This window comes from Streptomyces sp. AK08-02 (genome assembly GCF_033795085.1).
Lineage (GTDB): Bacteria > Actinomycetota > Actinomycetes > Streptomycetales > Streptomycetaceae > Streptomyces > Streptomyces echiniscabiei.
This window is the reverse complement of the sequence record NZ_JARAZV010000035.1, coordinates 1-21,792: the sequence shown is the minus strand read 5'-3', so window position 1 is coordinate 21,792 and position 21,792 is coordinate 1. Positions and strand designations below refer to the sequence as shown.

The window sequence follows — 21,792 nt, the reverse complement described above, 5'->3', positions numbered from 1 at the left end:
CCCCTACCCGTCCCATCCCTGGGGGCTGCGCCCCCAGACCCCCTTTGTCGCGCTGAACGCGCTCGTCCTCAAACGCCGGACGGGCTGGGTATTCAGCCCGTCCGGCGTTTGAGGACGAGGCCCGTTCAGGGCCGTGGCGGGGGTCTGGGGGCGCAGCCCCCAGGGATGGGACGGGTAGGGGCGGCGGGGGCGAAAAACGGCAATGCCCGGCAGGCGGCGCGCTCGTTCGCGCGCCGCCCACCGGGCAGTCGTACTCGACAGAACTACTTCACCCAGGCGTCGACCTTCGCCTTGTTGGCGTCGACCCACTTCTTCGCCGCCGCCTCCGGCGTCATCTTGTCCTCGGCTATGTACTTGGCCACGAGGTTCTGGTCGTCGTTCGTCCAGGTGAAGTTCTTGACCAGGTTGTAGGCGGGGCTGCCCGACTTGGCGAACTTCGCGCTGACGATCTTGTCCAGCTTGTACACGGGGTAGTCGCAGGCGATCTTCTCCGCGTCGGCGTCACAACCCGTCTTGTACTCGGGCAGCTTGACCTTGACGAGCGGCACCTCGGACATGAACCACTGGGGCTCGTAGAAGTAGCCGATCACCCATTCCTTGTCCTTCTCCGCCTTGCGGAAGGCCTGGATGAGGGCGGTCTCGCTGCCCGCGTACACCACCTTGAAGTCCAGCTTCAGGTTCTTGACCAGCGCCTCGTCGTTGGTGACGAACGACGGGTCGCCGTCGAGAAGCTGGCCCTTCCCGCCCGACTCGGAGGTCTTGAACTTGGCCGCGTACTTGTCGAGGTTGTTCCAGTCGGTGATGTCCGGGTGGGCCTTGGCGAGCCACGGCGGCACGTACCAGCCGATCAGACCTTCGTTGCCGGTCGGGCCGACCTCGACAGCGGTCTTCTGGTCGGTGATGTACTTCTTCTTCAGGTCGTCGTGGCCCCAGTTCTCGATGACGGCGTCCACCTCGCCCGTCCCGAAGCCCTGCCAGGCGATCTCCTCCTTCAGGTCCTTCTTGGTGACCTTGCACCCGAGGTTCTGCTCCGCGACGTACGCGACGACCGCCGCGTTCGCCTCGTAGCCGACCCACGGGTTGACCGCGAGGTTGAAGGTGCCGCACTTCGTCGAGGAACCGGAGGTCCCGGAGGAGTTGTCGGAGCCCGAGGAGTCGTCACCGACCTTCGCGCCGCCGCAGGCGGTGAGGGTGAGGGCGAGGACGGCCATGCCGGCCGCGCCGACTCTCCACTGTGTTGCTTGCCTTGCCATGGTGGTTAGCTCCTTACGCGCCTGCACGCCGCGCCGCTGCCTGAGTGATCCGGTCGAACATGACTCCGAGAAGGACGATGGCCAGCCCCGCCGCCAGCCCCTTCCCGTACAGCTGCCCCTGCGAGAAGCCGGCCACGACGTCGTAGCCGAGGGCGCCCGCGCCTACCAGGCCGCCCACAACAACCATCGACAGCACGTAGATCAGACCCTGGTTGGTGGCCAGGCTCAGGGCTCCGCGTGCCATCGGCAGCTGGACCTTGGTGATGATCTGCCAGGTGTTGCACCCGGCGGAGGTGGCCGCTTCCACGGTGGTCGCGGGCACGTTCCGTATCCCGTCCGCGATGATCTTCATGGCGACGGGCGCCGCGTAGACGATGGCGGCGACGATCGCGGTGAAGCGGGTCGCGCCGAACAGCGCCAGGAACGGTACGAGGTAGACGAACGGCGGCATGACCTGCGCCGCGTCCAGGGTGGGCCGGATCAGCCGGTCGGCGAGCGTGCTGCGCCCCATCCAGACACCGACGACGACGGCCAGCAGCATCGTCATCACCGTGGCGACGAGCGTGGACGCCAGGGTCGTCATGCTGTCCGACCACACCCCGGTGGCGACCAGCAGCCCGACGCAGACGGCCGTGGTGACCCCGGACCGCCAGCCGCCGAGCACCGCGCCGACACCGACCAGGACCGCGCCGACGAGCCACCAGGGCGAGTCGGTGAGCAGGGTCTGGAAGGGGTTCAGCAGGCCGTTGGTGAGGGCGTCGCGGATCGCGTTCGTCAGACCCGACAGGTTGTCCTGCACCCAGGTGCTCGCGGTGTCGGCGCCGCTCGCGACGGAACTGCCGACGCTGCCCTCGCCGGGGAACTCCGCCGCCCACACGTAGGTGTGCGACAGATAGACGAGGACGGCGGCGACCACTGCTCCCGCCACCACCAACTGCCGCCGCCAGGCGAGGAGTCGACCGCCCGAACGCCGGGCCGCCTCCTCACGCCCGCTCGCGGCGGTCGTGACGCGGTCGAGGACGATCGCCATGACGACGATCGCGAGGCCCGCGTTGAAGGCCGTACCCACGTCGAGCGACTGCAGGGCCTGGATGACGGTCTTGCCGAGGCCGGGCGCGTCGATCAGGGCGGCGATGGTCACCATGGCGAGGGCGGCCATGATGGTCTGGTTGACGCCCATCACGACGGTCCGCTTCGACATCGGCAGCAGGACCTTCAGCAGCGACTGCCACCGGGTCGCGCCCAGCGAGTCGGCCGCCTCCACGGTGGTCTCCGGCACGGTCCGGATGGCGTGCGCGGTGATCCGGATCGCCGGCGGGGCCGCGTAGACGACGGTGGCGATGGTCGCGGAGGCGCCACCGATGAGGAAGAACAGGGTCAGCGGGGCGAGGTAGACGAAGGTGGGCATCGTCTGCATGAAGTCCAGGACGGGCGACATGACCTTGTTGACCCGGTCGGACAGCCCCACCCACACACCCAGCGGAATCGCGAACAGCAGCGCCACGAGCACCGCCGTCAGCGTCAGGGCGAGCGTGTCCATGCTCTCCTGCCACAGCCCCTGCAGCCCGAAGAACACGAACCCGGCGACGGTCAGCAGCGCCACCCGCCAGTTGCCCACGGCCCACGACACGAACCCGGCGATCCCGACGACCCCGAGCCATCCGATCTGCGGCAGCGGCCGCGAGTCGGACGGCTGGGAGATCAGATGCTGGACGAAGGTCGCCAGGTTGTCGATGACCAGGCGGATCTCGTTGAAGAAGTAGAGGAAGAGCGGGTTGGAGTTGCGGTTGGCGCCGATCGAGTCGTAGACGTCGTTCAGCCACCGGTGCAGGTCGGTGAGGTCCGCCGCCGCGAGGGTGAGGGTGTTCGTGCCGCGCAGTACGGCGAACAGCACCAGCCAGCCGACCAGGATCGCCCCGACCACCAGGCGCCGGCTGATCCGGCGTACGGCGGCGACGGGCGCGGCGGCCTCGGGCACCGCGTCCGCGGGCTCGGGTGCCTCCGGTGTCGGGGGCTTCTCCATGGCGACGGTCATCGCGCGTCGCCTTCCTGTCCCTGTCCGGCGACCACCGCGAGGATCTCCTCGTCGCCGACGATGCCGAGCAGCTTGCCGTTCTCCACGACCTTGACCGGCTTCTCGGCGGCGAGGACGGCCCGGGTGGCCTCCCGTACGACGACGTCCGGACCCAGCTCGGGGCCGTCGAGGGCGTCGCCGTCCACCGGCGGGCGCATGATCCAGCGCAGGGTGAGGACGTCGGCGCGCGGTACGTCCTTCACGAACTCGCGTACGTAGTCGTCGGCGGGCGCGCCCACCAGCTCGTCGCCCGTCCCGCACTGCACCATCCTGCCGTCGCGCATGATGAGGATGCGGTCGCCGAGTTTGAGGGCCTCGGAGAGGTCGTGGGTGATGAAGACCATCGTCTTGCCGACCTCGTGGTGCAGCCGGATGACCTCGTTCTGCATGTCGCGGCGGATCAGCGGGTCGAGCGCCGAGAACGGCTCGTCGAAGAGGAGAACCTCCGGGTCACCGGCCAACGCCCTTGCCAGGCCCACGCGTTGCTGCATACCGCCGGAGAGCTGGTCGGGGTAGGAGTTCTCGTACCCGGAGAGCCCGACGAGCTCCACGACCTCCAGCGCCCGCTTCATGCGCTCGGCCCGGCCCATCCCGCGTATCTCGAGCCCGAAGGCGACGTTGTCGACGACCCGCCGGTGCGGCAGCAGCCCGAAGTGCTGGAACACCATGGAGAACTTCTCGCGGCGCAGCTCGCGCAGCCGCTTGTCGTCGGCGTCGCGGATGTTCTCGCCCTCGAAGACGATCTCACCGGCGGTGGGTTCGATCAGCCGGGTGAGACATCGCACCAGGGTCGACTTGCCGGAACCCGACAGACCCATGACCACGAACACCTCGCCGGGCGCCACGTCGAAGTCGATGTCGCGTACGGCGGCGGTGCATCCCGTACGGTCCATCAGCTCGCGCCGGGTGAGCCCGCACAGCTCCTCCGACTCCGGGACCCGCTCCGCCTTCGGCCCGAACACCTTCCACAGGCCGCGCACGGAGATGACCGGCGTGCCGTCCGAGTCCTGGGGCGTGCCGCGCCGCTGCGGCACCTCGGTCTGTACTGGGGTCACGATCGACCTCTTTTCGGCGTTCAGCCGCGGAACCAGTGCTGCGGCCGGGGTTGGATGTTCTGCCAGATGTGCTTGGGCTCTCGGTACTCGTCCAGGCCGCTCGGTCCCAGCTCCCGGCCCACACCCGAATGCCCGAAACCACCCCACTCCGCCTGCGGCACATAGGGGTGGTAGTCGTTGATCCACACGGTGCCGTGACGCAGCGCCCGGGCGACCCGCTGGGCCTTCCCGGCGTCCTGCGTCCAGACGGCGCCGGCGAGTCCGTACTCGGTGTCGTTGGCGATGCGTACGGCATCGTCCTCGTCCCCGTCCCGGAAGCGCTCGACGGTCAGCACGGGCCCGAAGGACTCCTCGTGCACCACGCGCATGTCCTGCGTGCACTCGTCGAGCACGGTGGGCGGGTAGTAGTGGCCGCCGGCGAGCGCGGGATCGTCCGGCCGCTCACCGCCGCAGCGCAGTACGGCACCCTCGGCGAGCCCGGCGGCGACGTACGCCTCGACCTTCGCCAGGTGCTGGGCGGAGATCAGCGCGCCGGTCTCGGCCTCGGCGTCGAAGGGCCCGCCGAGCCGGATCTGCCGCGCCCGCCGTACGACCTCGTCGACGAACCGGTCATGGAGGGAGTCCTCGACGATGAGCCGGGCACCGGCGGAGCACACCTGTCCGGAGTGCAGGAAGACGGCGGTGAGGGCGAAGTCGACGGCCGCCTCGAAGTCGGCGTCGGCGAACACGACGTTGGGGTTCTTGCCGCCGAGTTCCAGGGCCACCTTCTTCACGCCGGCGGCGGCGGTGGCCATGACGCGCTTGCCGGTCTCCAGGCCGCCGGTGAAGGAGACCATGTCGACGGCGGGATCCTCGGAGAGCGGCGCCCCGACCTCGGGCCCGGCCCCCAGCACGAGGTTGCCAGCGCCGGCGGGGAGCCCGGCCTCCGCCAGCGCCTTCATCAGCAGGATGGAGGTGGAGGGGGTGAGTTCACTGGGCTTGAGGACGAAGGTGTTGCCGGCGAGCAGAGCCGGGGCGACCTTCCAACTGGCTTGCAGGAGGGGGTAGTTCCAGGGGGTGATGAGTCCGCACACTCCCACGGGCTCGTACACGACCCGGCTCACGGCATCGTCGCGCCCGGTGTCGATGACGCGGCCGGCGTCCGTGCCCCCGATCCCGCCGTAGTGGCGGAAACAGGAGACGACGTCGGCGATGTCGTACTCGCTCTCCACCAGTCGCTTGCCGGTGTCGAGCGACTCGGCGCGGGCGAACTCCTTGGCGTCGCGCTCCATGATGTCGGCGGTGCGCAGCAGCAGTCGGCCGCGCTCCCGTTCGGGGGTACGCGGCCAGGGTCCTGTGTCGAAGGCACGGCGGGCGGCGGCTATCGCGGCCTCGGCGTCGGGGCGTGTCCCCTCCGAGACGGTGGCGGCGAGCCTGCCGTCAGCGGGACATCGGATTTCGCGGCGGCCACCGGCCACCGGCTCCCGCCATTCACCGTCCACATACAGGTCTGCCACGCGCCAAGCCTTTCAACAGAAATTCGTTGCGCATCGTGCACCCAATTGCTTGTGGTGGAACACCCTCGCGAATGTGCGGACATACGTCAAGTGGTTGGCGGATGACGATTTCGACAGTGCCTCATCGGGCACCCACCGGCAGCCCCGGCAGCGCCCCGACGCCGGACTCCACCCTTGACCGGAGGGGCCGCCGAGCCGACCATGTTGCGTATCGCTCACCATGTTGTGCAATACGCACCAACGGAGGCCGACGTGTCCCCTAAGTTTCCTCGCCCGGTAGCTGGCAGTGAGTACGTCCTCACCCTCTCGTGTCCCGACAGCTCGGGGCTGGTCCACGCCGTGAGCGGCTTTCTCGTCCGGAACTCGGGAAACATCCTGGAGAGCCAGCAGTTCGATGATCGTCTCCAGGGCCGTTTCTTCATGAGGGTCCACTTCGATGTTTCCGATCCGAACGCGGACCTGGAAATCCTGCGTTACCGATTCGGCCCCGTCGCCGAGGCCTACGGCATCTCCTGGACCCTGCGGGACGCGTCGACCCCGACCCGGACCCTGATCATGGTGTCGAAGTTCGGCCACTGCCTGAACGACCTCCTGTTCCGCCGCCGCACCGGTGGCCTGAACATCGAGATCCCGGCGATCGTCTCCAACCACCGCGACTTCGAGAGCCTGGCGGAGAGCTACGGCATCCCCTTCCACCACATCCCGGTGACCCGGGACACCAAGCCGGAGGCCGAGGCACGGCTGCTGGAACTCGTCCGCGACCTGGACATAGACCTGGTGGTACTGGCCCGCTACATGCAGGTCCTCTCCGACGACCTGTGCAAGGAGCTGGAGGGCCGGGCCATCAACATCCACCACTCCTTCCTCCCCAGCTTCAAGGGCGCACGCCCCTACGAGCAGGCCTACGACCGCGGAGTGAAGCTCGTCGGCGCCACGGCGCACTACGTGACGTCCGACCTGGACGAGGGCCAGATCATCGAGCAGGACGTGGTACGGGTGGACCACTCACTCGACCCCGGGGAACTGGTGACGGTGGGCCGGGACGTGGAGGCCCAGGTCCTGGCCCACGCGGTGAAGTGGCACAGCGAGAGCAGGGTGATGGTGGAGGGCAGCCGGACGGTGATCTTCCGCTGAGGCGGTCGTATACGGGGGTCTCCCGCCCACTCACCCGTCTCGGCACGTTCACCAGGCACCCTCGACACCCTTCGCCCCCGCCCCCCGTTGATACGGTCCCGCCATGGCTGAACCACAGGGATCAACGACCGGCCCGGTCACCGCGGACGACGTCGAACACGCCGTCCGCCTGGCGCTCACGTCGCTGCGCGGGGCGAACGCGGCGGACTGGAGTGCCAAGGCCGGTTCCCTGGAGTGGGACTGCTGGGAGACCGTCGAGCACCTCGCCGACGACCTGTTCTCCTACGCCGTCCAACTCGCCCCGGCGAAACCGCCGTCGGACACCCACGTCCCCTTCGCCTGGAGCCGCAAAAGGCCGGGCGGCCCGGCGAACGCCGTCTTCGCGGACCGCGAGGCCGGCCCGGCCGGGCTGCTGCAAGTACTGGATGCCAGCGGCGCCCTGCTGACGGCGATCGTCCGTACGACGCCACCCACGGTCCGGGCACACCACATCTTCGGCCAGGCCGACCCCGAGGGGTTCGCCGCGATGGGCATCGTCGAGACCCTGGTCCACACCCACGACGTCGCCGAGGGCCTGGGCGTCACCTGGACACCGCCCGCCGACCTGTGCGACCGCGTACTGACCCGCCTCTTCCCCGGCGCCCCGACCGACACGGACCGCTGGCCGACCCTCCTCTGGGCCACCGGCCGCACGGAACTCCCCGGCCACCCCCGCCTCACCAAGTGGCGCTGGCACGGCACGCCTCGCGCTGCCGGCCCGTCCGGCATTTGATGATCACCTGTCACACTGGCCCCGCGCGTGTCGCGGAAGGGCGGCACCCAGTGGGAGGAACCGATCGCGAGATGCCCCGGTGGATAGTGCTCGCCATACCTGTCGCCGGTGTGGCAGAGGCCAACAGCGAAGCGCGTACCGTCGCGGAGTTCGAAGGCAGCCCCGAGGAAGCGGAGACGGCTCTGCTGGAGGCGGCGAACACGTACCGGCACGGCGGCGGGAAGGTGCGCCGCCGTGAGATCTTCAAGGTCTCCAGCCGGTCCTACTTCATCCGCCTCCAGGGGCGCATGGCGACGCACGGTCTCCTCATCCAACTCGCCGAACTGATCCACGACTCCGACACGGAGTCCGTGACCGAGCCACTCGACTGATCTGCATGTCTCGTACGGGGAGGGACCATGACCGAAGGCCACAGCGACCAAGGCACCAACGATTCGGCAACATCTGACGATGTCGTGGACGAGCGGACCGTAGTCGAACTGGCGTACCTGCCACAGCCCGCCGACACCCTGGTCGGCCTGCGGGTCCGTGAGCGGATCAAGTGGACCGGGCTGGTACTGCGGGGGGTCCTCCTTCTCCTGGGGCTAGGACAGTGGCTGCTCTCCGCCGTCATCCGTGGCGGTGTCGACGTGTTCTCAACGGCTGTGTTCCTGTTGGTCGTCCTGCTGGTGTGGGGTTACCCGCGGCTGCAAGCCGCCCAGGTCCGGCGGCTCATCGAATGGCAGGGCGAGTACCGCGCCACCGTGTCTCCGGCCGGGATCACCTGCCGTACCGACCACGCCACACTGATCCAGAAATGGTCCACCTTCCAGGGGTACCGGGAAACGGCAGGTCACTTTGTCCTGCTCAGCCGGGATCCCAACATCCTGTGCCTCGACGTCCTGCCCAAACGGGGCCTGCACGAGGCTGGGGATCTTGAGCGGCTACGGGCGATTCTGGACCAGCACACTCCTCGCGTCTGACAGGTGTCCGGCTGGAGACCGTCCGCCGGGCTGATGACGTCCAAAGCGTCAGATTTCCGCCCGTATCGCGCGCGTGCGGTATTCACTCGGGCTGATGCCGTGTTCCTTCTTGAACGCGGTGCTCAGGGCGAAGGCGTTGGCGAAGCCGACACGGTCGGCCACCACAGCGAGTGTCATGCCGGGCTCACACAGCAGGTCGGCGGCGAGAGCCAGGCGGCGTTGGCGTAGGTAGGTCATGGGTGGTTGTCCGACCAGGGCGTTGAAGCGTCGGGCGAGGTGCGCTCGTGAAACGCCGGTTCTCGCCGCGAGGGTGGACAGGGTCCACGGGCGGGCGGGGTCGGCGTGCAGTAGGCGCAGTGCGGGGGCGACCACGGGGTCACTGTGGGCCCGGTACCAGGCGGGGATCTGGGAGCCGGGGCGGGTGAACCAGGCGCGCAGGGCGGTGATCAGCATCAGGTCCATCGTCCGGTCCAGCAGGATCTGCTGTCCGGGTTCCTCACGGATGATCTCTTCGAAGGCCGAGTGGCTGACCGGACAGGTCCCCACGGACGCTTCGACGAGGGCAAGCGGCGGCAGCACCGCGAGCAGTCGGCCCGGTGTGCCGGCGTCCACGGTGTACAGGCCGTTGATCAGAAGGGTGCGATCCGGTTCCGCGGTGTTCCAGGCGCCCGCGTCGGGGATCCGTGCGGGAAGCGGTTCCTCGCCCTGTCGCGTCGTACAGCGGCCTCCGGCCCGGATCACCGTGTCCGGTTCCGTGCCCGGGTCGTCCGCGATCACATACGGCGCGCCCCCGCACAGCACCGCCACGTCACCGGGGCCGAGCCGGACCGGCGTGCCGCCCTCGGGGGTGATCCACGCGGAGCCGTGCACAAGAACCGCGAGGGACAGTGGTGAGCCGTCCTCGAAGCGGGTCGCCCAGGCACCGGTCACGGAAGACTGGTTGAAGACCGAGCCACTGGTCCGTACCCCGTTCAGGAGATCGGTCAGGGGATCGATGCCGGTCAGGCCCGAGGGATCCATGCCGGGCAGCGTAGACGAACGCGTGTGGACGAACGCGTATGGACGTGAGCCTGCGTGGCATGGGTGAGAACCCTGGCGGCTGGTTGAGTCGAGGGCATGAGCGAAGAGATCATCCTGGTGACAGGTGCCACGGGAAAGACGGGTCGCAGAGTTGTGCGGCTGCTGGAGGAGCGGGGCGTGGCGGTCCGCGCGGTCTCCCGGTCCGGTCTGCCGTCCTTCGAGTGGACGGATCCCGCTACCTGGGAGCCCGCGCTGCGGGATGTGACGGGGATGTACCTGGTGGTCCCCGACCTCGGCAGCCCGCAGGCCGCCCGGACGATTGCCGCGTTCGCCCGGCAGGCCGTGGCGGCCGGGGCGGCCGGGGCGCCGCGGGCGGTGCTGCTGTCCGTACCCGAGGGCGGGGCGGACCACGAGCACGTCCTCGCCGCGGAGCGGGCGTTGGAGCACGCGGGGCTGGAGTGGACCGTGCTGCGGCCGCGGTGGTTCTTCCAGAACTTCAGCGAGGACTTCCTGCTCGGCCCCGTACTGAGCGGCGAGGTACGGCTGCCTGCCGGGGACGGCAAGGAAGCGTTCGTCGACGCCGAGGACATCGCCGAGGTAGCGGTCGCCGCGCTCACTGAGGACGGACACACCGGGTGGCACTACGAACTCAGCGGCCCACGACTGATGACCTTCGGCGAGGCGGTCGCGGAGATCGCCCGGGCCACCGGCCGCGACATCCGCTACGTGCCGCTCACCCCCGAGGCGTACGCGGACGAACAGCGCACCCAAGGCATACCCGAGGAATGGGTACAGCTGTCCGTCAGCCTGTACGAGTACGTCCGCTCCGGTGGCCTTGCCACACTCAGTGACGGCGTTCAGCGTTCGTTGGGCCGCGTGCCCCGGGACTTCACCGACTACGCCAAGACCACTGCCGCGCAGGGCACTTGGTCCGCATAACGCTCATCTGCGTCTGCCGCCTACCTGGCCTCCTCCGGTCAGGGGCGTTCCCCGAGCGGCTGACAGGTCTGGCCTGATCGAGAAACACGCCCCGGAACCCCTGGTAACCCTGCCCCACCTGAACCCCCGACCTGGCTGCTCGGGTGGCCGTTCGGGTCGCACGGCACCGTCCTGGTCCGCCCGGACGGGCACGTCACCTCTCACTCAACGAGCTTCGCCACTCGAGGAGTTGCGCGATGGCCGCCCCATGACCAGGGACCCGTTCGGCCGTGAACTGATGGACCGACAGGAGAAAAGGTGCCCCTGGCCCGCGCTGATGCTGACGTACAGTCGGCGCTGACCATTCGCCCCCGGAGAGGTGTCCGAATGCGCGACGCGGCCGACCTGATAGCGGAGACCTACACCCTCGGCGCCGGGCCATGGACCACGAAACCCGTAACCCGAGGCGCGTTGGGTCAGATCTGGAAGTTGTCCGGAGAAGGCTCCTCCTGGGCCATAAAGGAACTCCTCTTCGGCTGCGACGAGGAACAGGTCCAACGGGAGGCGGCGTTGCGGCAGGCCGCGGAAAGCCTGGGAATCGCATCACCGCGGCTTCTCCCCAATCGCCACGGCTCATACGTCTCTCACCTCCCGCCCTCCGCCGGCGGGTCCTACGTCAAGCTGTACGACTGGATCGACGGCACCACGGCGGACGCGTCCGACCCGGACATCCTGGACTGGTTCGGCCGGACCACGGCGCTCCTTCACCAGGCGGGAGAGGGCGCGAGTGAGGCACCGCACCCCTGGTACGAGCGGTGCCCCCGTGACGCCGACTGGCAGGACCTGCACAGGAAGGTTCACGAGGCGGGACTCCCGTGGGCGGACGCACTGGGCCGGTTCATCGCCACTTCCGCGCCTGAGCTGGCGCAGTGGGTGACTCCCTGCGACCCCGACGACCTGGTGACGTCGCATCGCGACCTGCAGCCCCAGAACGTCCTGGTCGGCTCGAACGGGCCGGTCCTCCTCGACTGGGACAACGCGGGTCCTGTTTCGGCGGAACGAGAACTCGCGAGCGCCGTCTACGTATGGGCCGGCCGCGACCGGACCGACCTCGACGCGGCCCGGCGACTGGCACGGTCCTATCGGAACGCCGGAGGACGTGCCGCCGTCAAGGGCCCGCAGTCGTTCTCGATGCTTTTCGCAACGGAACTGAACTTCATCCACGTACAGGCGGAGTGCGCCATCGACCCGAGCGTGACCGCCGCCCAGCGAGAGTTCGCCGGCGGCAGGGTCGTCGCGTCGCTGCGCAGCGTGCCCGATCCGGCGGCCGTCTTTCGGTTGGCCGCGGTTGTGGAAGCGGAGGGGTGATCAGCTGGGCGCGGGCCCCGATGCGAGTAGCCGCTGTTCAACAGCGGTTGCCGCAAACCTCGTCGTCCCGCTCGGCGTGGTTCCCGTCCGTGACTCCAAGAACCCGGACGGTCCGGTACTCGACATCCCAGCCGCCTCGTTCGTCACGTTCGTGGCGGGCATCAAGGCCGGCGGGTTCGGCACCGTCTGACAAGGCGGGCCGAAGTGGGCGGCTGGGGGCGCCTGCCCCCAGTAACGCTCACCGCACCACAACCGGCGCGCCCCCGAGGCGACTTCAGCCGCCCAACCGGTCCAGCAGCGCGCAGCGCCACCGCTCCGTCTCCTCCACCTGGTTGAACGTGAACAGGTGGAGCCCCGCCACCCCCGCCCCGGGCGCCGCGAACCACAGGGGGTGCCGGGTCAGGAAGCGCGTCGACTCACCCACCCCGATCTTCGTCGCCATCGACAACAGCTTCGCCCGCTGCACAGGCCCAGCCACACCCACGTACACGGGCAGGGCGACCTCTCCGAGAGCCTCGTCTTGCGGGTGCGGGACGGGTGCAGAGCCGTGTTCTCGTAGCCAAAGGCTGTCCCATTACTGGCGGTGTCTCGCCTCAGTGAGGTTCAGCCGATGCCGTCAAGAGCAACCGAGTACTGAGCGACAAAACCAGGTCGACGTAGGTCAGTTCGGTATCCGATCATGCGTTCATGCCCCTGAGAGAGACCCTTGCGCGGGCTGGTGTCGTCCTTCCCGAACGACCTGACGCTCCGCCGGCGCTTGGCCGAGGTGTACCGGCTCTACGGCGACGCCGCCGAGGCTGGACGCTGGATGTACCTCGAAGGAGACCGGAACGCCGACGAGACCACCGCCTTCGAGGCACGCTACGGGTCTCCCGGGCGGCGGATGAAGGCCCTCGCCTGGCACGGCCTTGAGACGAAGGCCGCCAACGCTTTCGCGGAGGGGCAGTTGGTCGCGGTGCGGACCGCCTGCGCCGGGGAGTTGGGGCACCCCGTCGACTGGGACGACCCCGCCTCCTGCTACCGGGACGACCTGGCATCGGACCTGGACGAGGGCCAGATCATCGAGCAGGACGTAGTACGGGTGGACCACTCACTCGACCCCGGCGAGCTGGTGACGGTGGGCCGGGACGTGGAGGCCCAGGTCCTGGCCCACGCGGTGAAGTGGCACAGCGAAAGCCGGGTGATGGTGGAGAGCAGGACGGTGGTGTTCCGCTGAGTTCATATACAGGCCGGGTGAGTGCGGCCGGGGTCGCGCGCCTTTCCCACCCGGTCGGGCCCTCACGGCGCCGGGCCCCTGCGACGGCTTCGATCGTCTTCCGTTCACCGCGCCAGGTCACGAGGGCCGGGCGGCGTTCGCGCTCCTTTGTCGCTCCCGGGCGCCTTTGACGACATGGCGGTTTCCACACCTCAGGTGTTGTCCATACACCTCAGGTGTTGTCCATGCCCCGGGTGGCGGGGCTGCGGGAGATCAGTCCGGTCTCGTACGCGAAGACCACCGCCTGTGCCCTGCTGTTCAGGGTGAGCTTGCTCATGCAGCGGTGGACGTGTGTCTTGATGGTCGCCGTGCTGAGCACGAGCTGCTGGGCGATGTCGGAGTTGGACATGCCCGCGCCGACGAGCCCGAGGACCTCCAGCTCCCTGGGGGTCAGGGTGTCCAGCGCGGAGTGCGGCTCGGGTGCGGCCGGGCGGGTCGTGTAGGTCTCGATGAGTCCTTTGATCACTGGGGCGCTGAACAGCATGTCGCCGGCGTGCACGGTGTCGACGGCGGCGAGCAGCCGGTCCGGTGGAGTGTCTTTGAGCAGGAAGCCGCAGGCGCCGACCTTGAGAGCGCCGTAGACGTACTCGTCGAGGTCGAAGGTGGTCAGGACAAGGATCTTGGGGGGCGGGGGCGGGGCCTGGGCGAGGATGCGCTCGGTGGCGGTGATCCCGCTGATGCCCGGCATGCGAATGTCCATCAGGATGACGTCGGGTCTGGTCCGCATGGCGATCTCGATGGCCTCCCCGCCGTCCCGCGCCTCGCCGACGACCTCGATTCCCGGTGCGGCCCGCAGGAGTGCGACGAGTCCCGAGCGGATGAGGACCTGGTCGTCTACGACAAGCACTGTGGGCATGCGCGGTGTCGCCTTCCTCGCGGCTGCCCGGCCGGGAGCCGAGACGCTTGTTCACCTGTCGCGGGACACCGGAACCATCAGCACGACTTCGAAGCCGCCCTGCGGCCCAGGGCCTGCCGTCACCGTCCCGCCGTAGATACCGGCCCGCTCACGCATTCCGATCAAACCATGGCCGGTGGACCCCCCGGTGGTGGCGACGGGAACTGCCTGTCCGTCGTCGGCCACCCGGACACGGACCGCAGCCTCGTCGAAGTGCACCACCACGCTCGCGCTCGCCGCCGGCGCGTGCTTCATGACGTTGGTGAGAGCTTCCTGGACGACCCGGAAGACACACAGATCGGCGCCCGGCGGCAGCGCGAACGGAGCACCCGTGATCCGCACGTCGACGGAGACACCCGCGGCTTCGACGCGCCGGGCCAGCTCGTCCAGTCGCCCGAGCCCTGGGGCCGCGGAGTGCTCGCCCCCCTCTTCCTCCCGGGCACGCTCGGTCCCTTCCCTGAGGACGACCAGCATCCGGCGCATCTCCGCCATGGCCTCGTGAGCACTGCCCGAGATGGTCTCCAGCGCCGCACGGGCCGTCCCGGAGTCGGAGGTGAAGACGTAGTCGGCGAGGCCGGTCTGGACGGAGATCGCTGACACGTGGTGGGCGACCACGTCGTGCAGTTCACGGGCAATCTTCATCCGCTCGGCGATGACGGCCCGCTGCGCCTTCTCCTCCTGTTCCAGGCGCAGTTGCTCGGTCAGCACCGCGAGCCGTTCGCCGCGCTCCGCGAGCCTGCGGAACCGGTCGCCGGTCACCCAGGTGACGGCGACCATCACGATCACGAAGGCCACACTGAACGGGCCGCTCCCGGACTGGGCGAGCCGCGCGCCCCACAGCAGCACGAACAGCGACACGGCCGCACACTTCGCGGCGACCCTGCGCGGGCACCGCGCCGCGACGGTGTAGAACGCCAGGCACATTCCGCTGACAACGACCACGTGGTAGTAGGCCAGGGTGAAGTAACACAGCACGCAGGCCACCGTGCCGATGAACACGGTCAGGGGAGCCCGGCGGCGCAAGACCAACGGCATATAGACCAGGGCGATCAGCACGTAGGCCCACACATCGGTCTGCCGCCAGTAGCCGTGCGGGTCGGACCAGTTGCGCAGCGCGGTGCTCGACAGCCAGACCGACACCACCGCATAGACGAGGTCTACCACCTGCGGGAAGACCCTGCGAACCGCCGGGCTCCACGTGCGCTGCACGAACATCGTCCGAGCGTAGGCCCCGAACAAGCGCTCCACCCCGCCTTCCACCACAGCTACACCCCAGGTGGTAGACCGCCAACCACCCTGGTTGCAGAGGGAGTTCAACCCACTGTGGGACGCGAGGGGAAAGCCCTTCCGGCTAGCTTTTCCTCTGCGACAACGACCGGCCGCTCACCCTCGGCCGCCTGCGCTGCGATCGCCACGGCACCGCAGGAAACAAGGGGACTCCGCACGTCGAGGCTCCCTGACATACAACCCGTCCGCCTCCGAAAGGAAATCCAGACGATGAGCCGCATCCGACTGCTTGCCGGAAGCCTGACCGTCTCCGCCGCGCTCCTCCTGGGCGGCGTCGCCACCGCACTGCCCGCCTCCGCCACCACCTACACCTGCGGCAACCAGGGCAGCCACTACACCGGCACCGCGCTCACCTCCCGCGGCGACACCGGCAACCGGGTCATCGAGGTCCAGTGCCTGCTGAAGGCCGGAGGCTATCTGAGCGCCGGCCAGGTGGACGGGATATTCGGCTCGCAAACCGAGACCGCGGTCCGTAACTTCCAGAGCGCCTACCACCGGTGGTGCGATTCGGGACTGGCGGTCGACGGCATCGTCGGCCCCTACACATGGGGCGCGTTGCGTTCGAACTGCCCGTCCTGATCCTGGCGCGCTTGACCCCGGAAAACAGTCGTCCCAGAGCGCTTCGCACTCAGGGCGAAGCGCGAAGGAAGCGTTCGCGCCCTCTGATTCGCGCACCACAGTCCACCACCCCGTAGTCCTTTCCGAAAGGCTGATTCCCGTGAGTTCACGACTGCTCAGAACAGTTCTCCCCCTGCTGCTGGCCGCCAGTTCGTCTCTTCTGTTCACCAGCAACGCCCACGCGGCCTCGTACGACGGGCAGGACCCCATATACAGCGGCTGCGCGAATGGGTCCTACGTGGCCAAGTCGGATACAGACCGCTACTACAGCTCGAAATACAAGAAGACCGTCACCGTCGAGGCGACCCTGTGGTACAGCCCCACGTGTCGAACAGTGTGGGCCATGGTCGACAACACCGTTCCTGAGCAGTACTGGTCCGGCATGGGCTGCAACGTCTGGCGCAACAGTGACGGCAAGCGCTATGGCTGCTCGCACAAGACCGGCACCAACGAGATGATGTCGATGATGCTCAACGACAAGGACGTGACCAGCTACGCCACTGCCTGGAGCTACATCGGCGACGATCCTCACGAAATGTACGCGCGCACCGGTTCGTTCTGACGAGGACCAGACCGCCAAGGGCCTCCGGCTGCCCGCCCCTCGACCCGCCCGGGGGTGCCCTCTCTGGGGAGTTTGAGGACGAGGCCCCTCAAGGGCCGAAGCGGGGGGCTGGGGCGGCAGCCCCCAGTACCGCTCACCACTCCCGGCGCACCCCCGAAGCGAACCTCACCCGCCCAACCGGTCCAGCAAGGCACAGCGCCAGCGTTCCGTCTCCGCGACCTGGTTGAACGTGAACAGGTGCAGCCCCGGGGCCCTGTCGGGCGCCCATGGCAGCACTCCACTTCCCTCTGGACAGATGGCACACCCAGTCAGGAGTGATAGGGACTTGAGCGCCGAGCAGGGGCAACGACCCTTCCGTGTTGAGGCGGTTGCGGATACGTTCCAGCGCACTCCAGAGCCGTTACGGTCCCCCCTGATGAACCTCCGGCGGATCGGTCCCCTCGGCGGACGCCCGGGCCCATGAACCGTCGGCGTGAACGAGACAGGCGGTGCGGGTCCGGGCGCGCTGCTCGTAGGCGAGTTCCACTCCCGGTGTCGTGACTTCCAGCATGGAGCGCAGTTCCCACGCGTTCGCCACGTCCACCACGGGATAGCGGCCCGTGCCGGTCTCGTCGCCTTCCGCTTTTCGTGCGGTGGCGAACAACTCGGTGAGAGCGGGCGGGTAGTCGGTGTCCGACTGTCCGTTGTCCTGGGTGAGGGCGGGTGTCACGAACTGTGGTCGCGCCCGTCCCGTGGGGCGAAGGCCGCGAGGGCGTCGGCGTCGGTCGCGCGAGCGTGCAGGAAGTAGTCGGCCCATACGGTGATGTCGGGGTAGGACGAGTCCTGGCCGAGCCGGGTGACTGCGGCCTCGATGTCGAAGTGCGTGGTGCGGAGTTCGACGCCCGGGCCCAGGAGGGCCCAGTGTGCTCCGGTTCGTCCGTAGGGCATGCCGATGCTGCCGGGGTTGATCACGAGTCGGCCGTGGGCGAGGCGGACGAACGGCATGTGGGTGTGGCCGCAGACCACGGTGCGAATGTCGGCATCGAGTCCGTCGAAGACTTCCGCCCAACGGTCGAGGCGGGAGTCGACCAGGACGACTTCCTCGTCGTCGCGAGGGGTGGCATGGCAGAACAGCACCTGCCCCAGGCCGTTCACGGACAGGGAGCGCGATCGTGGCAGCGAGCCGAGAAGGTCGAGATGGTCCTCGCGGAGCTGTTCGGCTGCCCAGGGGGCGATCGGATCGGGGATCGTGTCACGTTGCCCCCGGCGGTATTCGAGGAGTTCACGGTCGGCGTTGCCGCTGATCCAGATGACACGGTCGCCGAGGCCGGACAGCAGGTCGAGAACCTGAGCCGGTTGCGGGCCGGCGGCGATGTCACCGGTGAGCACGATGTGTTCGGCGGTACTGACGTCCGGTTCGGCGAGCACCGCCTCCAGAGCCGGCAGGACTCCGTGAATGTCGGACAGGACCGCTACTCGGTTCAGCATGGCCACCACTGTGGGCTGGAGGCAGCCGAGTGGTGCGATCTTTCGCCCGGCGCGTAGCGTCTCCTTCTCCATTGCCCGCCGATCGCGCCTCCGACAGAGGAGAAATCGGCGGGCAATGGACCTGCCTCAACCTGCGAGAAGGGCTCTCGGATCATGCGGCGGTACGTTCTCACCGGCACACCGGGCGCGGGCAAGACATCAATCCTGCGGTGCCTGGACGAACTTGGCTACGACGTGGTCGAGGAGGCGGCAACGGCGGTCATCGCGCAGGCGCAGGCCCTGGGCGATGACCAGCCATGGACACGGGCGTCCTTCATCGACGAGATCGTCGCGCTGCAACGACAACGGCAGTTGGAGGCCAGCGGCTCTGTTCGGGTGTTCGACCGGTCCCCGGTCTGCACCCACGCCCTCGCCACCTACCTGGGACGGCCGGTGTCTGCCGCGCTGGCCGCGGAGCTCGACCGGATCACCTCGGAAGGGGTCTACGAGCGGCAAGTGCTCTTCGTCCGCAACCTGGGGTTCTGCGAGCCGACCGCGGCCCGGCGGATCAGTTTCCAGGAGTCACTGGTTTTCGAGAGGATCCACGAAGAGAGCTACCGCGCGTTCGGCTACGAGATCATCGACATTCCCGCCGGCGACCTGACCCACCGCGTAGCCACGGTGAGCTCAGTGATCGCGCACGCCCTGCGTCAGCCACCCGCAGAGTGACAAGAGGTCACTGCCCTGGCGTGTCCGCTCGCCGAAGCGATCAAGTAATCGGTTGTGCGTAGGCGATGGCCGTGGATGCAATATCCGGCATGGCTATTCAGATCCGCCCGCCACGGCGCGACGAGATGAACGCGTACTACCTGGCCTTGCCTTACGCCAACGGGTTGCCGCACTGGGAACCCGCCGATGCCGCGTGGCACGGTGGTCCGGAGCCGTGGCCTCCGCAGCGCACTCCGGCGACCGCCGAGCAGCTTGAGAAGTGGGCCGACGCTGACTCCAAGGACGAAGCCTTCCATCCGATCGCGACATTCGCCGACGGTGCGTGTGTCGGCGCATCGGCCACGATCTCCTTCGATGTGACGGTCCCCGGCGGGGGCACGGTCAAGATGGCCGGCGTCACGGCTACCGCGGTGATCGCCACACACCGCCGACGCGGTTACCTGCGGCGGATGATGCAGGCCATGTTCGAGGCGGCCCTGGACCGGGGCGAGCCGTTGGCGATGCTCAGCGCGAGCGAGGGCAGCATCTACGGCCGGTTCGGTTTCTCGCCGGCGACCTACCGCGTGCGGTGGGAGCTGGACCGTCACGAGGCGGCCCTGCTGCCGGCAGCTCCCGATCCGGGTTCGCTGGAGCTGGTCGACGCCACGCAGGCGCGGAAGTTCTGGCCCCTGGTGCACGCGGAGGTTCGTGCAGCCCGTGTCGGTGAGCTCACCCCCTTGCCCGGACGCTGGGACGGGCTGTCCGACAGCGCGGACGGTACGAACGGGCGACTGCGGTATCTCGTCCACCGTGACCAGCACGGCGATGTGGACGGCATAGCCAACTTTCGGCTGCCGTGGTCCTCGACAGCCGGCAACGCGGGAACGCTCGTCGTCGAGGCGTTGGAGGCTACGGACCCGGTGGCCTATCGCGCCCTGTGGAGTTTGCTGGTCGACTTCGACCTCACGAGGACCATCGTGGCGCCCGGCCGTCCGCGCGACGAACCCCTGCGGTGGATGCTCGCGAACCCACGGGCGATGCGCATCACCCGCCAGTCGGACAACCTGTGGGCACGCCTGCTCGACGTTCCCCTCGCCCTGACACAACGTTCGTACGACACCGCCGGCGAGTTGGCGTTCAGTATCGAGGACGACAGCATGTGCCCGGCAAACAACCGGACATGGCTTCTCCGCGCGGACAGTGCCACGGCGACCTGCGTCGCCACCGACCAGGAGGCAGACCTGACCATCACGGTACCGGCGCTCAGTTCGCTCTACTTCGGCGGCATGTCGGCGCACGACCTGACGTACGCGGGCCACATCACTCCGCACTCAGACGGCGCGATCGGGCAACTGGCCCGGCTGTTCCGCACCGACCCCGAACCGCACAACTCCTTCGGCTTCTAGGACAGGCCGCGGGCAGTGGGCACAGGCGGCGGAAAAGATACCCGTGAGAGGAAGACTGTCCCCATGACATCGGACCCCAAGGCCGACCTTCGCTTCTACCTGCAGTCCGCCCGCGATGCCCTCCTGTGGAAACTCGAAGGGCTCTCGGAGTACGACATCCGCCGCCCGCTGACACCGACCGGCACCAACCTCCTGGGCCTGGTGAAGCACGTGGCCGGTCTGGAGCTGGGCTACCTCGGCGATACCTTCGGGCGGCCGTCCGGCGAGCCGCTGCCCTGGCTCCAGGACGATGCCGAGATCAACGCGGACATGTGGGCCACGGCCGAGGAGTCACGCGAGTACATCGTGGGGCTCTACCGTCGGGCCAGGGCACACGCGGACGCGTCGATCGACGAACTGGCGCTGGACTCGACAGGCAGAGTGCCGTGGTGGCCGAGCGACGCGAACGAGGTGACGTTGCATCATGCCGTGATGCGCATGATCGCCGAGACGCACCAGCACGCCGGACACGCCGATATCGTCCGGGAGCTCATTGACGGTGCCGTGGGGCTGAGCAAGGACAACGCGAACATGGCGCCGGGCGACCGGGAGTGGTGGGAAAGCTATCGGAGCCGACTTGAGCGTGCGGCACGGGAAGCCGACCGCGACGCTCCACCTCGTGCCACATCGCGTGACTGACTCGTGCCGGGGGTTCTACCGGGCGCCCATGACAGCGCTCCAGTTCCCGCGCGACAGATGGCACACCCCATCAGGAGTGATACGAACATCTGCTCCGAGCAGCGGCAACGACCCTTCCGCGTTGAGGCGGTTCCTGATGCGTTCCAGTGCGGTCCAGAGCCGTTGCGGTCCGCCCTGGTGAACCTCAGGGGGTCAGTCCACTCGCCGGATGCCCGGGCCCATGAACCGTCCGCGTGGACCATGTAGGCGGCGCGGATCCGGTCTCTCTGTTCGTAGGCGAGTTCCACGCCCGGTGTCGTGACTTCCAGCATGGATCGCAGTTCCCACGCGTTCGCCACGTCCACCACGGGATAGCGGCCCGTCCCGGTCTCGTCACCGTCCGATTTTCGCGCGGTGGCGGATGGGTGCCCGTCACCCCTTCGACCTGCCGCTCTACATCCTGACCCTGCCGGACCGCTCACTCATGTCCTACGCCGAGTCCGCACATCGGGGGCATCTCGAACGAGAAAGCACTTTCGTACTGCCCATGCTGACGGCCTACCATCAACTACGGGCCGAAGCACCCTCCCAGACTGCGTCTGTGGCCATGATCAAGCAGCTTCGAAAGGGCACCCCGTGACGACCGAATCCCCGCGTTGGTTCACGTCCTCGTACAGCAACAACGGCGGCGCCTGCATAGCTGTCGCCGCAAACCTCGTCGTCCCGCTCGGCGTGGTTCCCGTCCGTGACTCCAAGAACCCGGACGGTCCGGTACTCGACATCCCAGCCGCCTCGTTCGTCACGTTCGTGGCGGGCATCAAGGCCGGCGGGTTCGGCACCGTCTGACAAGGCGGGCCGAAGTGGGCGGCTGGGGGCGCCTGCCCCCAGTAACGCTCACCGCACCAC

The 21,792-nt window shown here is 68.3% G+C and carries 21 protein-coding genes and 5 pseudogenes; 16 read left to right on the top strand and 10 right to left on the bottom strand.

Annotated features, from left to right (window positions below; all coding sequences use genetic code 11):
• Positions 1-263 precede the first annotated feature (263 nt).
• The 4 genes from PV734_RS44795 to PV734_RS44780 form a co-directional block, all read right to left on the bottom strand.
• On the bottom strand, positions 264-1,253 hold the full coding sequence (locus tag PV734_RS44795) for an ABC transporter substrate-binding protein (RefSeq protein WP_319090076.1): 990 nt from the start codon (positions 1,251-1,253) through the stop codon (positions 264-266).
• A 13-nt stretch (positions 1,254-1,266) separates the two neighbouring features.
• Positions 1,267-2,793, bottom strand: coding sequence for an ABC transporter permease (locus tag PV734_RS44790; RefSeq protein ID WP_415924381.1), 1,527 nt, complete (start codon positions 2,791-2,793; stop codon positions 1,267-1,269).
• Between the two features lie 491 nt (positions 2,794-3,284).
• Positions 3,285-4,382: a glycine betaine/L-proline ABC transporter ATP-binding protein gene (locus PV734_RS44785; RefSeq protein ID WP_319090078.1), complete on the bottom strand. Its 1,098-nt coding sequence runs from the start codon at positions 4,380-4,382 to the stop codon at positions 3,285-3,287.
• Between the two features lie 20 nt (positions 4,383-4,402).
• Positions 4,403-5,878 (bottom strand): aldehyde dehydrogenase family protein, encoded by a 1,476-nt coding sequence (locus tag PV734_RS44780; RefSeq protein ID WP_319090079.1) that lies wholly within the window; start codon positions 5,876-5,878, stop codon positions 4,403-4,405.
• 252 nt (positions 5,879-6,130) lie between these two features.
• Here PV734_RS44780 and purU (PV734_RS44775) point away from each other — a divergent pair, with 252 nt between their 5' ends.
• The 4 genes from purU (PV734_RS44775) (at position 6,131) to PV734_RS44760 (ending at position 8,746) form a co-directional block, all read left to right on the top strand.
• A complete protein-coding gene (gene purU / locus PV734_RS44775) occupies positions 6,131-7,012 on the top strand; it encodes a formyltetrahydrofolate deformylase (protein WP_319090080.1) in 882 nt (293 codons plus the stop codon).
• A 103-nt stretch (positions 7,013-7,115) separates the two neighbouring features.
• Positions 7,116-7,784 carry a hypothetical protein gene (locus PV734_RS44770; RefSeq protein WP_319294996.1) on the top strand — a complete coding sequence of 223 codons (669 nt, stop codon included), beginning with the start codon at positions 7,116-7,118 and terminating at the stop codon, positions 7,782-7,784.
• A gap of 71 nt (positions 7,785-7,855) precedes the next feature.
• Positions 7,856-8,155: a hypothetical protein gene (locus PV734_RS44765; RefSeq protein ID WP_319294994.1), complete on the top strand. Its 300-nt coding sequence runs from the start codon at positions 7,856-7,858 to the stop codon at positions 8,153-8,155.
• A 27-nt stretch (positions 8,156-8,182) separates the two neighbouring features.
• Positions 8,183-8,746 (top strand): YcxB family protein, encoded by a 564-nt coding sequence (locus PV734_RS44760; RefSeq protein ID WP_319294992.1) that lies wholly within the window; start codon positions 8,183-8,185, stop codon positions 8,744-8,746.
• 48 nt (positions 8,747-8,794) lie between these two features.
• Here PV734_RS44760 and PV734_RS44755 read toward each other — a convergent pair whose 3' ends face one another.
• Positions 8,795-9,766: an AraC family transcriptional regulator gene (locus PV734_RS44755; RefSeq protein WP_319090084.1), complete on the bottom strand. Its 972-nt coding sequence runs from the start codon at positions 9,764-9,766 to the stop codon at positions 8,795-8,797.
• Between the two features lie 96 nt (positions 9,767-9,862).
• Here PV734_RS44755 and PV734_RS44750 point away from each other — a divergent pair, with 96 nt between their 5' ends.
• The 3 genes and pseudogenes from PV734_RS44750 to PV734_RS44740 all read left to right on the top strand — a co-directional run.
• Positions 9,863-10,705, top strand: a complete 843-nt coding sequence (locus PV734_RS44750) for an NAD(P)H-binding protein (RefSeq protein WP_319294990.1) — start codon at positions 9,863-9,865, stop codon at positions 10,703-10,705.
• A 366-nt stretch (positions 10,706-11,071) separates the two neighbouring features.
• Positions 11,072-12,052, top strand: coding sequence for a phosphotransferase enzyme family protein (locus tag PV734_RS44745; RefSeq protein ID WP_319294988.1), 981 nt, complete (start codon positions 11,072-11,074; stop codon positions 12,050-12,052).
• Between the two features lie 46 nt (positions 12,053-12,098).
• Positions 12,099-12,242, top strand: a pseudogene (locus PV734_RS44740) (DUF397 domain-containing protein); the annotation flags it as partial.
• A gap of 84 nt (positions 12,243-12,326) precedes the next feature.
• Here PV734_RS44740 and PV734_RS44735 read toward each other — a convergent pair.
• Positions 12,327-12,557 (bottom strand): annotated as a pseudogene (locus PV734_RS44735) (5,10-methylenetetrahydrofolate reductase); the annotation flags it as partial.
• A 201-nt stretch (positions 12,558-12,758) separates the two neighbouring features.
• Here PV734_RS44735 and PV734_RS44730 point away from each other — a divergent pair.
• Positions 12,759-13,079, top strand: a pseudogene (locus PV734_RS44730) (DUF6584 family protein); the annotation flags it as partial.
• Positions 13,080-13,091: 12 nt separating this feature from the next.
• A pseudogene (gene purU / locus PV734_RS44725) lies at positions 13,092-13,268 on the top strand (formyltetrahydrofolate deformylase); the annotation flags it as partial.
• Between the two features lie 211 nt (positions 13,269-13,479).
• On the opposite strand, the gene PV734_RS44720 reads toward purU (PV734_RS44725), so the two are convergent.
• Both PV734_RS44720 and PV734_RS44715 read right to left on the bottom strand, forming a co-directional pair.
• Positions 13,480-14,163, bottom strand: a complete 684-nt coding sequence (locus PV734_RS44720; RefSeq protein WP_319090087.1) for a response regulator transcription factor — start codon at positions 14,161-14,163, stop codon at positions 13,480-13,482.
• 51 nt (positions 14,164-14,214) lie between these two features.
• A complete protein-coding gene (locus PV734_RS44715; protein ID WP_319294986.1) occupies positions 14,215-15,417 on the bottom strand; it encodes a sensor histidine kinase in 1,203 nt (400 codons plus the stop codon).
• A 282-nt stretch (positions 15,418-15,699) separates the two neighbouring features.
• Between PV734_RS44715 and PV734_RS44710 the strand changes: the two genes are divergently transcribed.
• Both PV734_RS44710 and PV734_RS44705 read left to right on the top strand, forming a co-directional pair.
• The gene (locus PV734_RS44710; protein ID WP_319090090.1) at positions 15,700-16,068 is read left to right on the top strand and encodes a peptidoglycan-binding domain-containing protein; all 369 of its coding nucleotides are present in this window, start codon (positions 15,700-15,702) and stop codon (positions 16,066-16,068) included.
• Positions 16,069-16,207: 139 nt separating this feature from the next.
• Positions 16,208-16,669, top strand: a complete 462-nt coding sequence (locus PV734_RS44705) for a DUF2690 domain-containing protein (RefSeq protein ID WP_319294983.1) — start codon at positions 16,208-16,210, stop codon at positions 16,667-16,669.
• 400 nt (positions 16,670-17,069) lie between these two features.
• Here the strand turns inward: PV734_RS44705 and PV734_RS44700 are convergent, their stop codons facing one another.
• Both PV734_RS44700 and PV734_RS44695 read right to left on the bottom strand, forming a co-directional pair.
• Positions 17,070-17,378, bottom strand: coding sequence for a hypothetical protein (locus PV734_RS44700; protein ID WP_319090092.1), 309 nt, complete (start codon positions 17,376-17,378; stop codon positions 17,070-17,072).
• Positions 17,375-18,136: a metallophosphoesterase family protein gene (locus tag PV734_RS44695; protein ID WP_319294981.1), complete on the bottom strand. Its 762-nt coding sequence runs from the start codon at positions 18,134-18,136 to the stop codon at positions 17,375-17,377. Before PV734_RS44695 ends, PV734_RS44700 begins: the two co-directional genes overlap by 4 nt.
• Before the next feature lie 153 nt (positions 18,137-18,289).
• On the opposite strand from PV734_RS44695, the gene PV734_RS44690 reads away from it, so the two are divergent.
• The 5 genes and pseudogenes from PV734_RS44690 (at position 18,290) to PV734_RS44670 (ending at position 21,732) form a co-directional block, all read left to right on the top strand.
• A complete protein-coding gene (locus PV734_RS44690) occupies positions 18,290-18,844 on the top strand; it encodes an ATP-binding protein (protein ID WP_319090094.1) in 555 nt (184 codons plus the stop codon).
• 89 nt (positions 18,845-18,933) lie between these two features.
• Positions 18,934-20,229, top strand: a complete 1,296-nt coding sequence (locus PV734_RS44685) for a GNAT family N-acetyltransferase (RefSeq protein WP_319294979.1) — start codon at positions 18,934-18,936, stop codon at positions 20,227-20,229.
• Between the two features lie 63 nt (positions 20,230-20,292).
• Positions 20,293-20,907 carry a DinB family protein gene (locus PV734_RS44680; RefSeq protein ID WP_319294977.1) on the top strand — a complete coding sequence of 205 codons (615 nt, stop codon included), beginning with the start codon at positions 20,293-20,295 and terminating at the stop codon, positions 20,905-20,907.
• A 388-nt stretch (positions 20,908-21,295) separates the two neighbouring features.
• A pseudogene (locus PV734_RS44675) lies at positions 21,296-21,526 on the top strand (transcriptional regulator); the annotation flags it as partial.
• Positions 21,523-21,732, top strand: a complete 210-nt coding sequence (locus PV734_RS44670) for a DUF397 domain-containing protein (protein WP_319090097.1) — start codon at positions 21,523-21,525, stop codon at positions 21,730-21,732. The pseudogene PV734_RS44675 and the gene PV734_RS44670, both read left to right, overlap by 4 nt.
• Positions 21,733-21,792: the final 60 nt, after the last annotated feature.

Bases quoted from the DNA above. Each gene is read 5' to 3' on its own strand.
- PV734_RS44795 (WP_319090076.1), bottom strand. From the start codon at position 1,253: ATGGCAAGGCAAGCAACACAGTGGAGAGTCGGCGCGGCCGGCATGGCC.
- PV734_RS44790 (WP_415924381.1), bottom strand. From the start codon at position 2,793: ATGGACACGCTCGCCCTGACGCTGACGGCGGTGCTCGTGGCGCTGCTG.
- PV734_RS44770 (WP_319294996.1), top strand. From the start codon at position 7,116: ATGGCTGAACCACAGGGATCAACGACCGGCCCGGTCACCGCGGACGAC.
- PV734_RS44765 (WP_319294994.1), top strand. From the start codon at position 7,856: ATGCCCCGGTGGATAGTGCTCGCCATACCTGTCGCCGGTGTGGCAGAG.
- PV734_RS44760 (WP_319294992.1), top strand. From the start codon at position 8,183: ATGACCGAAGGCCACAGCGACCAAGGCACCAACGATTCGGCAACATCT.
- PV734_RS44755 (WP_319090084.1), bottom strand. From the start codon at position 9,766: ATGGATCCCTCGGGCCTGACCGGCATCGATCCCCTGACCGATCTCCTG.
- PV734_RS44750 (WP_319294990.1), top strand. From the start codon at position 9,863: ATGAGCGAAGAGATCATCCTGGTGACAGGTGCCACGGGAAAGACGGGT.
- PV734_RS44745 (WP_319294988.1), top strand. From the start codon at position 11,072: ATGCGCGACGCGGCCGACCTGATAGCGGAGACCTACACCCTCGGCGCC.
- PV734_RS44720 (WP_319090087.1), bottom strand. From the start codon at position 14,163: ATGCCCACAGTGCTTGTCGTAGACGACCAGGTCCTCATCCGCTCGGGA.
- PV734_RS44715 (WP_319294986.1), bottom strand. From the start codon at position 15,417: ATGTTCGTGCAGCGCACGTGGAGCCCGGCGGTTCGCAGGGTCTTCCCG.
- PV734_RS44710 (WP_319090090.1), top strand. From the start codon at position 15,700: ATGAGCCGCATCCGACTGCTTGCCGGAAGCCTGACCGTCTCCGCCGCG.
- PV734_RS44695 (WP_319294981.1), bottom strand. From the start codon at position 18,136: ATGCTGAACCGAGTAGCGGTCCTGTCCGACATTCACGGAGTCCTGCCG.
- PV734_RS44690 (WP_319090094.1), top strand. From the start codon at position 18,290: ATGCGGCGGTACGTTCTCACCGGCACACCGGGCGCGGGCAAGACATCA.
- PV734_RS44685 (WP_319294979.1), top strand. From the start codon at position 18,934: ATGGCTATTCAGATCCGCCCGCCACGGCGCGACGAGATGAACGCGTAC.
- PV734_RS44680 (WP_319294977.1), top strand. From the start codon at position 20,293: ATGACATCGGACCCCAAGGCCGACCTTCGCTTCTACCTGCAGTCCGCC.